The organism is Ktedonobacter robiniae (genome assembly GCF_016587375.1).
Classification (GTDB): Bacteria; Chloroflexota; Ktedonobacteria; order Ktedonobacterales; family Ktedonobacteraceae; genus Ktedonobacter; species Ktedonobacter robiniae.
Genome location: NZ_BNJG01000001.1, coordinates 3,792,505 through 3,806,261, shown reverse-complemented (window position 1 = coordinate 3,806,261; position 13,757 = coordinate 3,792,505). Strand labels below are relative to the sequence as shown.

General features: G+C 54.2%; 10 protein-coding genes. 4 read left to right on the top strand and 6 right to left on the bottom strand.

Annotation, left to right across the window (positions count from 1 at the left end):
- Window positions 1-36: 36 nt before the first annotated feature.
- Entirely contained in the window at window positions 37-300 is a 264-nt protein-coding gene (locus JMJ04_RS15880; RefSeq protein ID WP_007906263.1) for a 4Fe-4S dicluster domain-containing protein, read from the bottom strand.
- 266 nt (window positions 301-566) lie between these two features.
- On the opposite strand from JMJ04_RS15880, the gene JMJ04_RS15875 reads away from it, so the two are divergent.
- Window positions 567-1,928, top strand: a complete 1,362-nt coding sequence (locus JMJ04_RS15875) for a GNAT family N-acetyltransferase (protein ID WP_201371434.1) — start codon at window positions 567-569, stop codon at window positions 1,926-1,928.
- A gap of 56 nt (window positions 1,929-1,984) precedes the next feature.
- On the opposite strand, the gene JMJ04_RS15870 is transcribed toward JMJ04_RS15875, so the two are convergent.
- Complete coding sequence (locus JMJ04_RS15870) at window positions 1,985-3,739, bottom strand: protein kinase domain-containing protein (protein ID WP_201371433.1); 1,755 nt, start codon at window positions 3,737-3,739, stop codon at window positions 1,985-1,987.
- Window positions 3,740-3,904: 165 nt separating this feature from the next.
- Window positions 3,905-4,936, bottom strand: coding sequence for an aminopeptidase (locus JMJ04_RS15865; protein WP_201371432.1), 1,032 nt, complete (start codon window positions 4,934-4,936; stop codon window positions 3,905-3,907).
- A gap of 505 nt (window positions 4,937-5,441) precedes the next feature.
- Here JMJ04_RS15865 and JMJ04_RS15860 point away from each other — a divergent pair.
- On the top strand, window positions 5,442-6,047 hold the full coding sequence (locus JMJ04_RS15860) for a YbjN domain-containing protein (protein WP_201371431.1): 606 nt from the start codon (window positions 5,442-5,444) through the stop codon (window positions 6,045-6,047).
- A gap of 107 nt (window positions 6,048-6,154) precedes the next feature.
- Here JMJ04_RS15860 and JMJ04_RS15855 read toward each other — a convergent pair whose 3' ends face one another.
- Window positions 6,155-6,448 (bottom strand): hypothetical protein, encoded by a 294-nt coding sequence (locus JMJ04_RS15855; RefSeq protein ID WP_201371430.1) that lies wholly within the window; start codon window positions 6,446-6,448, stop codon window positions 6,155-6,157.
- Window positions 6,449-6,562: 114 nt separating this feature from the next.
- Entirely contained in the window at window positions 6,563-8,569 is a 2,007-nt protein-coding gene (locus JMJ04_RS15850; RefSeq protein WP_201371429.1) for a protein kinase domain-containing protein, read from the bottom strand.
- Between the two features lie 728 nt (window positions 8,570-9,297).
- Between JMJ04_RS15850 and JMJ04_RS15845 the strand changes: the two genes are divergently transcribed.
- A complete protein-coding gene (locus JMJ04_RS15845; RefSeq protein WP_201371428.1) occupies window positions 9,298-10,602 on the top strand; it encodes a DUF1015 domain-containing protein in 1,305 nt (434 codons plus the stop codon).
- 10 nt (window positions 10,603-10,612) lie between these two features.
- Complete coding sequence (locus tag JMJ04_RS15840; protein WP_201371427.1) at window positions 10,613-11,905, top strand: NAD(P)/FAD-dependent oxidoreductase; 1,293 nt, start codon at window positions 10,613-10,615, stop codon at window positions 11,903-11,905.
- A gap of 111 nt (window positions 11,906-12,016) precedes the next feature.
- On the opposite strand, the gene JMJ04_RS15835 is transcribed toward JMJ04_RS15840, so the two are convergent.
- A complete protein-coding gene (locus tag JMJ04_RS15835) occupies window positions 12,017-13,723 on the bottom strand; it encodes a HEAT repeat domain-containing protein (RefSeq protein WP_201371426.1) in 1,707 nt (568 codons plus the stop codon).
- Window positions 13,724-13,757 lie beyond the last annotated feature (34 nt).

Sequence of the window (13,757 nt, the reverse complement as noted above, 5' to 3'; positions counted from 1 at the left end):
AAGATATGGTGGTGCCATCCCGCTTCAGCGCGGGTACTAACCTCGATTGAAGAACTCAGCGTTGATCTTAATGTAGCTCTTCCACTCGTCAGGAACAGCCGACTCTTCAAAGATGGCTGTCACCGGGCAAGCGGGTTCACACGCTCCGCAATCGATGCACTCATCAGGATTGATGAAGAGCTGCTCCGCTTCTTCATATCCAGGCTCGTTAGAAGAGGGATGAATGCAGTCAACGGGACAAACATCGACACAGGATGCATCCCTGACACCAATGCAGGGCTGAGTAATCACATAAGCCATGTCCAGCTATCCTCCTCTTGGCCTACTATGCAAGCCAAAGCCAACATAGCGGCTAAGTTCTATTTTTAGTCTGTTTCAGTATAGAGGGTTGTGCAAGCGATGTCAAATGCAATCCCTTTCTCTGGAGCGCCTTCACGCCTGCGGCGCTCAGGGGAATAGTGTGTAGCGTGAGGTGCGGCTGTGGTCGCACCTCACGCTACACACTAATTCCCTTGACAGAGGCTCTCCTCCATGCTTATAGTTACTTTAAAAAGGGATATTTTACCATGCATTCGCAAACGGCCGCGTCTAGCTCGTACCGCAAGGAGCTCGGAGATGGGCTGGTGCTGCGCTGGTCAACGCCAGCCGATACAGAACGCCTCGCGCAACTGGTCGCGCATGTCTTCCGCCATAAAGCTGATCAACCTCCAAACGAGCATCTAGGTCAATACGTACGCGCCCTTATGCAAGGTGACCACCCGCTTATGAGTCCCTATGACTATGGACTCGTTGAGGATACGCTTAAAGAGAGCAATCCCATCGTAGCCTGCGCCTGCCTCTGGCGGCACGAGTGGGAATATGAGGGCCTGCGCTTTCCCGTTGGACGACCTGAGATCGTGGCTTCAGATCCCCAGTACCGCAATCGAGGCCTGATTCGCGAGCTCTTCGCGCTCCTGCACGCGCGCAGCGAGGCCGAGGGACATCCCTTACAGGCCATTACCGGTATCCCTTATTTCTATCGCCAGTTCGGCTATGAGTACGCTCTTGACCTGGAGGGGAACTGTCTCATCAACCTGGCACTCCTACCGCAACTCAAAGCAGGTGAGCAAGAGACTTGCCAGCCTCGGCGCGCCACATGTGCAGACATCGACTTTATTCAGCACTGCTATACTCGCCGTCAGGCCGATAGCATCGTCTGGAACAGTCTTCCCGATGCCTTCTGGCAATACCACATTGACGCCTGGCAACATACGCCACTGAATGTGCATAATGATGTGCAGATCATTCTTGATCCAGCAGGGGAACGGCTGGGCTACATCTTCTGCTCAGCGCGCCGCTGGCAAGGCAGTTTTATTGTCTGGGCCATGGATGTCGCCCCAGGCGTCAACGCCCAACGTATCATGCCCTCACTCTTGCGCGCACTCAAAGCGCTAGGAGAGCAAGCTATCACCACGCAAGCCAACGCTGAGCCACTACAAAGGCTCTCGCTCTGCCTGGGAGGCTCCCACCCTCTTTACACAGTAATTAGCAAACAGCTAACGCCTGTCATAAAAAAGCCATATGCCTGGTATGTGCGGGTACCTGATCTTCCAGCTTTTCTTAAGCGGCTGGTTCCGATTCTAGAGCGCCGCCTGGCCAATTCAGTCATCGCAGGGTACAGTGGTGAGCTCAAGCTGAATTTCTACCGTGATGGCTTACAGCTTACCTTTAATAAGGGGAAGCTTGAGCAGGTTCAGCCCTGGCGTGTTCCCATTTATGAAGAGGACTCCAGCGCCAGCTTTCCGCCCCTGGTCTTCCTGCAGCTCCTCTTTGGCTATCGCAGCTTAGAAGAGCTACGGCATGCCTTTCCAGATGTCAATGTTGCCGATGAAGCCGAGGCGCTGCTTGTCGCACTCTTCCCCACACGCCCCTCGTTCGTATTTGGCTAATGTGATACGCCCTGGCAGCCTGCGGCTGCCAGGGCGTATCACATTCCCATTACAGCTTAGTTTAGCGACTTTTGCTTCTTCAGCGAAAGGACATGTAACTGCGAGAAAGCAACCTCGGTATCCTTCTCCTCTACATACAAGCCAATCTGACCATTGGTCAGCAGGGCAGCCCCTGGCAAGCTATCGGTTACCTCCGATCCTACATTCTGGCCATTAATCATAAAACGAAAGGTCGAACCAGAGGCCTCAACATGGAGCTTGTTCTGCTTCCCCACTCCAATGTTGAGCATGGGGGCCGGACCTGAATCCAGCGTCGTCCACTGATGACTGGCGGTGCTATCGTAACGCAAGAAGATGTACTGTCCATTATCTGAGGTAAGAACCTCAAAGAGATAATAACGAGCCTGGTCCGGGTCGGCACGCAGGACAAGACCATAAAAGTCGCCGCCATCAGCGGGCGAAGGGGTACGTACCTCCTGAGTCACGATGTCCAAGCGAAAATCGCTAAACTCTTGCTGCTGATACAGTGAGATCAAGGGAATCTGTTGCGGTAACGTATTCACTACATGATAGCGCGCACTCGTCTTGTCAAAGAAAAACGATTGGCTCAAAGGCCATGCCGAGTGCCCAGAGAAGAGATCTGGGCTGGAGACCACTGGCGTTCGGACCTCCCCTTTGGCGGCAATAGGCGGAGCCACGAGATGTCCACCCGTCCAGCGTACGGAGAGTACCCCTGTTAAGGCCACCATGGCACTCATCAAGAAGAGCAGGAGCGCGACTCCCCCCAACCAGAGTTTGCGCCGGGAGGCACGAGTACGCCTACGACCAGGAAGTGAGGGCATCAAGCCACTATGGTTCGCGACTTTTACCCTGTGGGGGCTTCCTTCGCTCTCAGGCGCCGATGGAAAACTGGAAAAAGGTAGACGTCTGGATTGCGCTTGCCGGGACAGGGCGTCTGCAAACGCCTCGCTGAACGCCGTAGCACTCTGATAGCGATCCTCCGGCGCCTTGGCCAACACCCTGGCCAGCACGCGATCAACAGAGGGTGGAATATCCTTGCGCACCGATCCCGGCAGCAGAGGCTTTTCATGCACATGCAGCAATGCCAGAGCAATTGTTGAGTCAGCGTTGAAGGGCACCCGGGCCGTGAGCCAATAAAAAAGGGTGATACCGAGAGAGTACAAGTCTGAACGTCCATCCACAGCCAGGCCCATTGCCTGCTCGGGCGAAATATAATCTGGTGTTCCCATCAACATCTCGCTACGCCCCTCCTCACTGTGCCCTTCTCTCTGGGCCTGCGCAGCCTGGATGCGCGCAATACCAAAGTCAGAGAGCATCACCTGCCCATCATCTGTCAAAAGAATGTTCGCGGGTTTGACATCACAATGTACAAGTCCCTGCGCGTGCGCGTAATCTAAAGCCTGGGCGATCTGAGAGAGATACTTCCGCGCCTCGCGTAATGTAAGCGCACCTCGCTTCTGCACATGCTGAGCAAGCGTGCCTCCTGAAATATACGGCATCACGATATAAGGCAGCCCATCCTGCTCGCCATAGGCATAAATGGGTAAAATATGCGGGTGATCGAGTGCGCTGGCGGCCTCAGCTTCGTGGAGAAAGCGGTCGTAATATTCGCGCAACATCTGCCGATCCATCGTCTGACGCGGCAGGAAAACTTTCACTGCTACCTTGTGCTCTGGCTCAAGCTGTTGCGCGAGAAATACCGCGCTCGACCCCCCATAGCCCAGTACCCGCTCCAGCCTGTATGAACCAAGCTTTTTGCCAATGAGGTGCTGCCCTCTTGCCACGGCCATATGGCATCTCCTCTTTCATTCTTCCCAGTTGCGGCTCAGGTCTGGGAAGTCCGTCGAAGTGCTCAGTTGCTCATCGAGAGGTGAGCTGGTAGAGATGTGGTGTATCCTGGCAGTTTCAGACTAGCCAGGATACACCACATCCCTACCAGGAACCAGAAAACCAACCTAGAGTGTGAATACTCCATCGCGCATGATGATGCGCCCATCGATCTCAATTGTACATTGGGTAGGAATGACGTCGACATGCACCTTGGCATCCCAATCCGCGCCAGTAAACTCGGGATACGGATTGCCGAAGGCCACATGCAGTCCTGGCATCTTCTCATCCTGCAACAGGTTACCAACCAATCGCTTTAAGCTGGTCAGAGTACCAATGGCGAACTCGCCCGCGCGATTGCCATTAGGCGTCGAGAAGAGATAATCATGCACTTCCTGCGCCAGGGCATTATTCGCACTGCTGATCTCTGTAATATACCCATTTTCCACTTTAATGGTCAATGGCTGCTCAAGTACTCCGTATTTCTCCGAGAAGAAATCTCCCAGCACTTCGCAGACCAGCACGCCATCCACGCTGGCAGGTGCGGTAAAGACCTCGCCCTCGGGCAGGTTGCCCCAAGCCCCAGGAGTTGTGTAGCGTCCATGGCAGGGTATCCACTTCCACTCTGGGTGGAAGGTTGCGCTGACATCGGTTCCCTTGGGCGAGGTCACGCGAATATGTTTCGCTTCGCGGACAATCGCATAGACCTTGTTTGTCATGGCGAAGACTTCGTCATAATCAGCACACATGCCATCCATCATCAACTGCTCGTTGATGCCAATCATATGCCCATGACGCACCCCCAGTTGCTGCAAGAATGGTAGCAAAGGGATACGGAAGCTAATCTCGCCCGGTTGCGCGGTCGCGATATAGAAGGTCACTGTCGGCTGTGCCTGTTGGATTGTCTGACGAAACTCGTCGGTAAATACGGTAAGTGGGCGCGAGCCAAACTGCTCCAGGAGCACAGTCTCGACCTTGGCGTGGCGAACGCGGGCCGCCTGGGCAATCCGGTCCGCAATTCCCTGGCGTGCCTCGTCGGTAATAATAAAGACGCGATCAGTCTCGCCGATCCCCATACACTTGACCGCGTTCTCCGCTCCACGCTGCAAGCGAGCATCAAGGGAGGCTTGCGTATTCGTCTGTTGCTGTTCAATACTCATCTTAGTTTCTCCACTCAGCACTATACATTACAGTTCTTCTCGTCTTCATCAAAGTAGGACATGACCAAAGTTGGTCTCTAGCTCTACCTCTCCATTTTCTGGAGCAAGAAAAGCCATAGATACGTCCTCTATAGAGGGTTATAATCGGGCAATGATATCAGCCTTCCCCCTGGGCACCTAACAGTACTATAAGCATACATTACTTCTATCTGGCCTGTATATATTCCATCAAAAGCGTATGCAAGTCTTCATTTCCCAGTTTTCAGCGGCTCTGTCAGGCTGTTTTTTTGCCTGAAACGAGCACAACAATATGTTATACTTGGACAAATAGCTGAATCTACATCTATAGACAGTGAGAACCCAACCACATGGTGCTGCTCAGCAACACAGCAGAAGAGAGGCGGTCGCGAGACGATCCTTCTACCCCCTCCTTCTTCAGTAGAACGCAAACTAGCAGCATTTCTCCAATATTTTGGACATGGAAATACGAAGGAGCAGAGACCTCATGTCACACAGCTTTGGCATTCCACAACTTATAGACTATCTCAATCGCATGGGCCTGAAGATCTCTCGCATCGATGAGCAGCAGGAATTGTTAGAGATGGTCTTTCACGGTGAGCATGGTCAGTGGCGTTTAATCGTCGGACTACAGCGTCGCGATGATTTACGCAAGTTGATGCTGGTCGTGCCTCACTTCATGCGCGTCTCCCAGCGCAAGCGCCTGGAATGCCTGGAGGCATTGATGGCTGTCAACTATCGTATCGCAATTGGAAAATTTGGTATGGATCTCGAAGATGGTGAGGTACGCCTGGAAGAAACGATTCCTCTCGCCACTCACGATCTCTCCTTTGAGCAATTTCAGCTGGCAGTTGGCGCCATCATGCAAACAGTGGGTATTTATCATAGCCTCTTCCCCCGCATCATTCAACAGAATCAACCCATCCTGGAGGCCATCCAGGGCTGTGAACGTGAATTCTTCCAGTCAGGTCAGGAGAGCACCGATACAGAGCAGTATGCCTCTCAGCAGACAACCACGGAAGAACTGCCTGACCTAAATGTGGAGGACATTCTTGCCGAGGTCACACGCATACTCGAGAGCCAGGGTAAATAGACGCTGAGGCGGCCGCTTGCTACCGCTCGCCCAGGAGAGGCCAGGATCTGCTCTGATCTCTATTTCCGTCTCTGTCTCTTAGTTCCTCTCTATGCAGAAGCTAATCGCTAGCGGGTTTGCTTATGCTCTGTATTATAGTGACCATTTTGCGAGTGACCGTTTTGGCGCGCACGCGCATGCAAGCGACTGGATGAGTCCTCTTCATCCTCGCCAATCGCTTCCAGGTACTCCTCCTCACTGGAAGAGATCGGATTGAAGGGGACCCATGCATCTAGTTTCCGCGTATGCTGGCGCGTGCTCGCGCGCGGTTTATGGTAGTAACGCAACAACACAAGCCCACCCCAGCCTAAAATAGCCAGTGCGACGATGAGGCCAAGATATGTAATCAGCGTCGGGTTCATGAAGCACAGATCCTTTTCTCTCCAGGCAGCAACAATAGACAGGATTGTATTGTAGCGCCTTGTACAGCCGTTAGCAAGCTAGCATACATTCGCCGCGCCCTGCCCCTGGTGCCGCTACGAGATCATAAGCGTGCCATCGCCATTGACCTTTACAGCCAGCTTAGGAAGGGGTTTGGTGGCGGGCCCCTGGACAACCGCCCCGCCATTGGCGGGATCAAAAACTGCGCCATGGGCTGGGCACACAAGCATCTGTGTCCCCTTGTCATAGTTGACGCTCACCCCCACATGGGTGCAGGCGCGCTCAAAAGCCACAAATGTCCCATCTGTCATATGCACCAGGATACTCGCCTTCTGATCCACAGGATTGGTAAAGTTAAGTGCGCCATTGGCTGGCAACTGGTTGACTCCTGGCAGCGAGACGACATTGCCCGCTCCAGGTTTCGGAGCGCCCCCAGAACCAGGTTGTGGCTGTGTTCCCGTGGTTGCCGTCTGGCCCTGGCCAGTCTTGGGAGCAGGCTGTACCTGGATTCCTGGCAAGGCTGGATGCAACACAAATGCCAGACCCGCCAACGCGACACCGCCCGTGGCCAGCGACGCTAGCACACGTCTCCGATTTACAACACGTGAGCCAGAGCGCTGCAGACCAGCTCCAGGCGGGATAACAAGTGGACGTTTTACGCTCTGCGGACCACGTACATCAGGCGACCACTCAAATTCGTCACCGCCAGCCAGGGAGAGCCAGGGATCGGCACGCTTCCCGGAGGACAGAGGAGGTAATACTGGTGGCTGTTGCTCCCATTCCTGCGCCTCCGGTCTTTGGACTCGTTGCTCATAGGACGACGCAGCACGTCGCGGCGCAGTTCGGCCTCTCTGTGCTCCTGACCGCGTTCCTCTGTCTGGAGGTAGATCAATTTCGCTCTCGGCATATTGTTGGGAAGCGACAGCGTCGGGAGGCGGAAGAATGACTTTTTGTGCTCGAGGAGACTGCGGAAGCACCAGGGCATCGGGCTGTAGCACTGAGGCAGAGCGGGCAACCTGCTCCTCCTGTAACATATGCACAAGAGGCGCAGCCAATGGAGGCTGTGACTTCTGCGGTTCAGGAAAAATATGCAATGCAGGACTTTTACCCGTAATAATGGGAGGCAAGAGCTGCCAGGGGTCTCGCTCATCCTGTAGCGGCTCGTCTTCGCGTTGAGGCTTCTTATACGGCGCCGGGCGGGCGCTCTTTCCCAAGCCGCGCGCGACCTGGGAAAAGGCCTCGGCGAGTTCTTCCACTTGCGCAAAACGACGCTGCGGCTCTTGTTCTAATGCCTGCTTCACCACAAGTTCTAGCGCGATAGGCATATCAGGACAGAACCCACGCAGCGAGGAGAGAGGTTCCTGCTGCATCTGCTGCAAGACCTCTGCTGGCTTCTTCCCAGCAAACGGGACGCGTCCGCACAGGAGCTCAAAGAGGATCACGCCCAATGCATAGATATCTGAGCGCACATCAACCTTCTCGCCGCGCAAAACCTCTGGTGCCAGGTATGCTGGTGGTGTAACAAACGTGCCAGCCACGCTCAGGAGATGCGCGAATGGATGCTTATGCTCTTCAATACCATACATCTGCTGGATATGCATCAAACCGAAACCAGCCACCTGCATCGTTTCCTGGGCACTCTGAACAATATTAGCAGGCTTGAGAGCCCCATGCACAATATTACGTCGATGTGCATAGCTGAGTCCCCCAACTACCTGCCCAAGGATCTGTGCCACATCCGTATATGCCGGGCGCTCTTTCCGCTTGATGACATCTACCAGCGAACCATGCATCATATACGGCGTTAACATATATGGATAGCCCTGGTATATGCCATATGCATATACGGGCAGAATATGTAGATGCTTAAGCCCCTGAAGTTTACCTGCCTCGCGCTCAAAGCGCTGTTGAAAACGCTCACACGCTTCAGAGGAGAAATGCTCTGGTATGATAAAAAGTGTGAGCGCAACATGCTCCTGTGTAGAGATCTGGCGCGCCAGGTATACAGCCTGCAAACGCCCCTTCCCCAAGAAACGCTCGACGAGGTAGTCATCCCCACCTACAATTTGTCCTACAAGCTGATCCACTACAAATGTGTGCATATGCAACTCCAGATACGATCTACCATTCGATTATGCATGCAAGAACACCCATAGAAGCTCGCTTTTCTTTAGTACCCATCCAAAGATGCTCTTTTCAGGCCTTAATCTCTTACAATCAGTCTACATACCGTATCAGTGCACGTCAATGCGTTTCGCACGAAGTAGGACTTGTGGGTAGATCGAGCGTTTGATGCTTATAACCAGTATGTGCATAAGAGAGAAAGGATAAAATGAAAAGCTTGATGAAGCAGGGACCTCTAGTTCCACCACCCCCAGCGGTCGGGAGGGAGAGAGAGGAGAACCCGACCGCTGAATGAGGACGATACGGAGGAGTCTATGGGGATTGGGAGAGCATTTAGAACCTTTGTTCTACAAGCGATATACTACCATAGCCTCATCCCTCTGTCAAGCCTTTTCTTGAACTTTTTTTCTTATTGTACCAGAAAAGGCTGCATTTCTTCCCGTCGATGACCCTGTGATACAATGAGCAAGAGATATAGTAGCCCAGACAGGGTCAAGAACACCCTCCTGGTACATCTTCAAGGCAGATTGATCACTTTCTACACGCCAACATCCATAACTTCTTCCTTTAGGTAGTAAGATCTTATTCCGAAACCCAACGTCACTGGCGTGACTAGAGCTTCCCCCATTCGGGGGCAAGCGGTGACACGGCAAGCGCGCTCAGGGTTTCGGAGAAGAAGTAAATAGAGAGATTGGAGTTCCGTTTTATGGCTGATGTACGACCGCTGCGTGGACTACGCTATGCACAGGACCGCGTGTCGAACCTGGCTCGCGTGGTTACTCCTCCTTATGACATTATCACTCCAGAGGCACAAGCGCGCTATTATGAGCGTGATCCTTATAATATTATTCGCCTGGAACTAGGCAAGACTACCGATCACGATAATGATCTAGACAATGTCTATACACGTGCCGCGGCCTATCTTTCTGAATGGCGCAATCAGGGTGTGCTCCATATGGAGGAGCAGCCATGCTACTACCTCTATCAGCAACTATTTACTCACACGGACCAGGTATATACACGTACCAGCCTGCTAGCTCGTGTGCGCCTTGAACCCTGGAGCGCCCGCGTCGTCCTCCCGCATGAGCACACGATGAAAAAGGCCAAAGCAGATCGGCTCAATCTCTACCGCGCATGCGCGACGAACCTGAGTCCGATTATGAGCCTGTTTGAGGATCCACAGGGTCGCATGCGCCGCCTGCTCGCGACCTACGCCGAACATCCTCAGATTCAGTTTCAAGATGAAGAGGGCGTAGAACATCGCCTCCATCCCATTCAAGATCAACAGCATATTGCGCTTATCCAGGATTTCTTCAGTGAGCGTCAACTCTATATAGCGGATGGACATCATCGCTACGAGACAGCGCTGGCATATCGGGACGAACTGAAAGAGCAGCGCAAAGAGCTACACCCTGGCGACGCCGCCAATTTCACCTTGATGTCGCTCATTGATGTCGACGATCCAGGCATGCTGGTTCTACCGACTCATCGCCTGCTCACCAACCTGGCGCCCACGATGCAAGCTCAACTCACGGGCGAGCAGCTCAAGCGCTACTTTACGGTAGAGGCGCTCGCGACACGCACCAGCAAGGACGTAAACGCACACCTGGAGAAGGCCGGGCAGGAGCAACCTGCGTTTGTCATCCTCGCTAACGAGCAGGCACTTTTGTTGCGCTTGACGGAGCAAGGCCGCCACTATATGCAAACGAGCGAGCATTCTGAGGCCTGGAAGCATCTGGATGTCGCGATCGCCCAACGCCTCTTGCTAGAGGAGACGCTGGGGTTACGTGCAGAAGATATGACGGCGGGAACCTATGTGCGCTATTCACATGACGCGGACTACGTCTTTGCTGCAGTAGAAAAGGGAGAGGCGCAGGCCGCTCTGCTCCTCAATAGCACACCCCTGCGACAGGTTTGCGAAGTAGCCCAGGCAGATGATCGTATGCCGCAGAAATCCACCTATCTCTATCCCAAGCTCATCACTGGACTAGTGATGAACCCATTATGGTAAGGAGCTGAAGATGATTCTCATCGTCGGTGCTGGTCTGGCAGGACTGACATGCGCGAAAAAGTTGGTAGAGGCTGGACAAGACGTCCTGGTCCTGGAAGCTACGGACCAGGTTGGGGGGCGCATGCGCACAGATTACCATGAGGATGGCTATCGCCTGGATCGTGGTTTTCAGGTATTGTTTACCGCGTACGCCGCAGCCAGCCGTCACCTCGACTATGAGCGGCTCAAGATCCGCAAGTTTGAGCCGGGCGCCATCCTGGTCAAAAAGGGGAAACGCTATGAAATTTCAGATCCCCTGCGCGATCCCAAGGCTCTGCTCCCTGGCATCTTCAATCCGTTGATCTCGCCAGCCGACAAAGCGCGTATACTCTACCTGCGTAACAAGCTCGTGGGGGAGTCCACCAGCGCAATCTTCGCGGGCGAAGAGCAGCCCGAGGGACAGGACGAATCGACTGAGGACTACTTGCGCCGCCTGGGCTTCTCGGAGAAGAAGTTTATCCAAAACTTTGCGCGTCCTTTCTATGGCGGGATCTTCCTGGATCGCTCACTGCGCACCAGCGCACGCATGTTTCAGTTCACATTTAAGACGCTCTCAACAGGAGACATCATTCTCCCCGCCGAAGGCATCCAGCGTATTCCTGAGCAGCTCGCAGCCGCGCTCCCCCCACGGAGCATCCGCTTTAACACACGTGTCGAAGAGTTACTCATCAGCGAAGGGCGTATCAATGGCGTACGCCTGAGCAATGGCGAGGAAATTCACGCCGAGCAGGTCGTCCTGGCAACCCCCAGCACGGTCGCGGCTCGCTGGCTCAAGGAGCCACTACCAACTCAGACAGTCGGGTCGGTCTGCGTCTATTTCGCGGGCGATGAACGTCTCTACTCTCAACGCAAAATCTTGCTGAACGCCAATGAGCACGCCTATGTCAACAACGCCGTCCTCCTGACGAACATTGCGCCAACGTACGCTCCACCGCGCAAGCATCTGCTGAGCGCAACCGTTCTGGGAAATCCCGCGGAGGATGATGAGACGCTGGCCGAGCGCTGCCGCGAGGAGATTGCGAGCTGGTTCCCCGAGCGCAATCTCGCTCATTGGCAGTTGCTCGCCGTTTATCGCGTCCCTTTCTCTCAATTCGAACAACCGCCTGGTATCTATGACACGCTTCCAGGCAATCGCACAAAGATTGAAGGACTCTATCTGGCCGGTGAATATACCAAATCCAGCAGTATTCAGGGCGCCATGCACAGCGGTGAATATGCGGCCCAGGAGCTTCTGAAGGCACCCGCCCTGGCCTCGGCGCGCTAACATGTAGCGCTTGACTTCTCGCGCCTACGGCGCTTGTTCTGATAAATGATGTGCTACGCCCTGGTTGTCTTCGGCAACCAGGGCGTAGCACATCATTTATCAGAACCGGACTTATTCGCCTGGTTCATCACCAAAGAGGGCTATTGGGAGTGGTTCCGCACTGCCTGAGCCGAGGGCCTCAACCATCATACGCAGGGGCCCCTGCTCAATCGAGGTCTTCATCAACATCCGCACAAAGGGTTGCTCACGCGCCGGAAGGCCCGATGCAGGATGTAGGGCCGCGGCAACTGCGTTCATCAGCCGAGCCTCTTTCTTGCGCCCGGCATAGGCGAAGAGTGCAGCTTGCTTTCTTAGGCGCGTCTCATAGAGAGTCTGCCACTGCTCATCTATCAGTTCGTCGATGGCCTCGTTCAGTACCACATCTTCCTGGACCTGCTTCTCCTGCTCCTCGCTTACGCCGCGTCGCTTGCGTTTTGTGGTAGGGGGAAAGAGGAGCTCTTGCGCGCTGTGCGTGCTCCAGTAGCGATTGATATAGGGCTCCAGGCGTGCAACCGGGTCAAACATCCAGGAGGCAAACTCGGCAAGCTTATAGAGATCCGCTCCCTTGGCGACAAGGGCACGCATCTTCTCGTCAAGCGTCAAAGGCTCCGCGACCACCGCGGGCAGGACCTCCTCTGGTGGAGCCTGCTCTGCATGTTGCGCGTCCTCGTATTCCTCTGGGCGTGCTTCAATCAGGGGGCGCCAGACATTATAGGCAATGGGAAGCTTATGGCGTAGGCGCTTCGATAGGGAACGGTGCTCTATAATAAGGGCACGGCCATACTCAAAGGAGACATGGAAGCTCCCAAAGCCCTGGCCCTGCATTTCATTGGTAAGCTCTACCCAGCGCTCCAACTCCATATCATCGATGCCATAGCAATCTTTCACACCCCACTGGTCATGGATAAAGACATTGACACCCTTAAGCCGTCCATCAGGACGCCGCCAGGACAGCAAGACCATCTGAGCACCCGAACCGTCGATAAAACTGACACGGGCCTGGTAGGGATGCAGATGCTGGAGCGCGACCACGTTCCCTTCCATCTCGATATCTGGTGAGGCATGCATCATCAAGCGCCCAAGCACGGCCCGCGCTTGTTGTTTGACCTGCCGATTAGAGGTCGTCGACACCAGGTAATTTAAAGCGGGAATGGTCTGGGTCGCGGCGGTCGCGCCCAACTGCTCCAAGGCTTCAAGTACCGCCAGGACAACCTTCCCCGCCTGGTTCTCCATCAACGGGATCAGCAATTTTGCGGCTCGTGGATCATTACTGTTCCCCAGCCAGTTGATAAAGGCCATTTTGCGTTCAAGCGGCATGGAGGCAACATCTTCCAGCACCGACTCCACACCCTTCTCGCTCTGCCCCACCAGCTCTAGCAGATTCATTTGCATGCGCAACATCGCCCCGGCTGGATCATTGAGGTATTCCACCAGGCCTTCGTCGGCCATCTCAGAGCCAAGCTCTTTTAGAATCGGCGAGAGCGCCAGTTTGGCCATATCACTGACCGTAGGATCCGTCACAAAGTCCTCAAGCTCTTCCAGATCGAAGTCGGTCGCCAGTTCAGAGAGAATGAGAATAGCCGCGGTATGCGCGGAGACATCGTGGCTCCGCAGCAGATGCAAGACCTTTTCACGTGCCCCTTGTGTCCATTCTTCATCTAAGCGATCAAAATAATGCGACAAGGTTTCATGATCGATATCTTCACGCCTACTCACAGCCAGCAGAATACTATCGATACTCTCTTGAGGCGTCTCGTGTTTATCCCGACCTCGCGGCATGGCACTCTCCTTACATTTCTTGGGCGGTGTGTGC

Excerpts from the sequence above, each read along its gene's own strand:
- JMJ04_RS15850 (WP_201371429.1), bottom strand. The coding sequence starts at position 8,569 with ATGCACACATTTGTAGTGGATCAGCTTGTAGGACAAATTGTAGGTGGG.
- JMJ04_RS15880 (WP_007906263.1), bottom strand. The coding sequence starts at position 300 with ATGGCTTATGTGATTACTCAGCCCTGCATTGGTGTCAGGGATGCATCC.
- JMJ04_RS15855 (WP_201371430.1), bottom strand. The coding sequence starts at position 6,448 with ATGAACCCGACGCTGATTACATATCTTGGCCTCATCGTCGCACTGGCT.
- JMJ04_RS15865 (WP_201371432.1), bottom strand. The coding sequence starts at position 4,936 with ATGAGTATTGAACAGCAACAGACGAATACGCAAGCCTCCCTTGATGCT.
- JMJ04_RS15870 (WP_201371433.1), bottom strand. The coding sequence starts at position 3,739 with ATGGCCGTGGCAAGAGGGCAGCACCTCATTGGCAAAAAGCTTGGTTCA.
- JMJ04_RS15860 (WP_201371431.1), top strand. The coding sequence starts at position 5,442 with ATGTCACACAGCTTTGGCATTCCACAACTTATAGACTATCTCAATCGC.
- JMJ04_RS15835 (WP_201371426.1), bottom strand. The coding sequence starts at position 13,723 with ATGCCGCGAGGTCGGGATAAACACGAGACGCCTCAAGAGAGTATCGAT.
- JMJ04_RS15845 (WP_201371428.1), top strand. The coding sequence starts at position 9,298 with ATGGCTGATGTACGACCGCTGCGTGGACTACGCTATGCACAGGACCGC.
- JMJ04_RS15875 (WP_201371434.1), top strand. The coding sequence starts at position 567 with ATGCATTCGCAAACGGCCGCGTCTAGCTCGTACCGCAAGGAGCTCGGA.
- JMJ04_RS15840 (WP_201371427.1), top strand. The coding sequence starts at position 10,613 with ATGATTCTCATCGTCGGTGCTGGTCTGGCAGGACTGACATGCGCGAAA.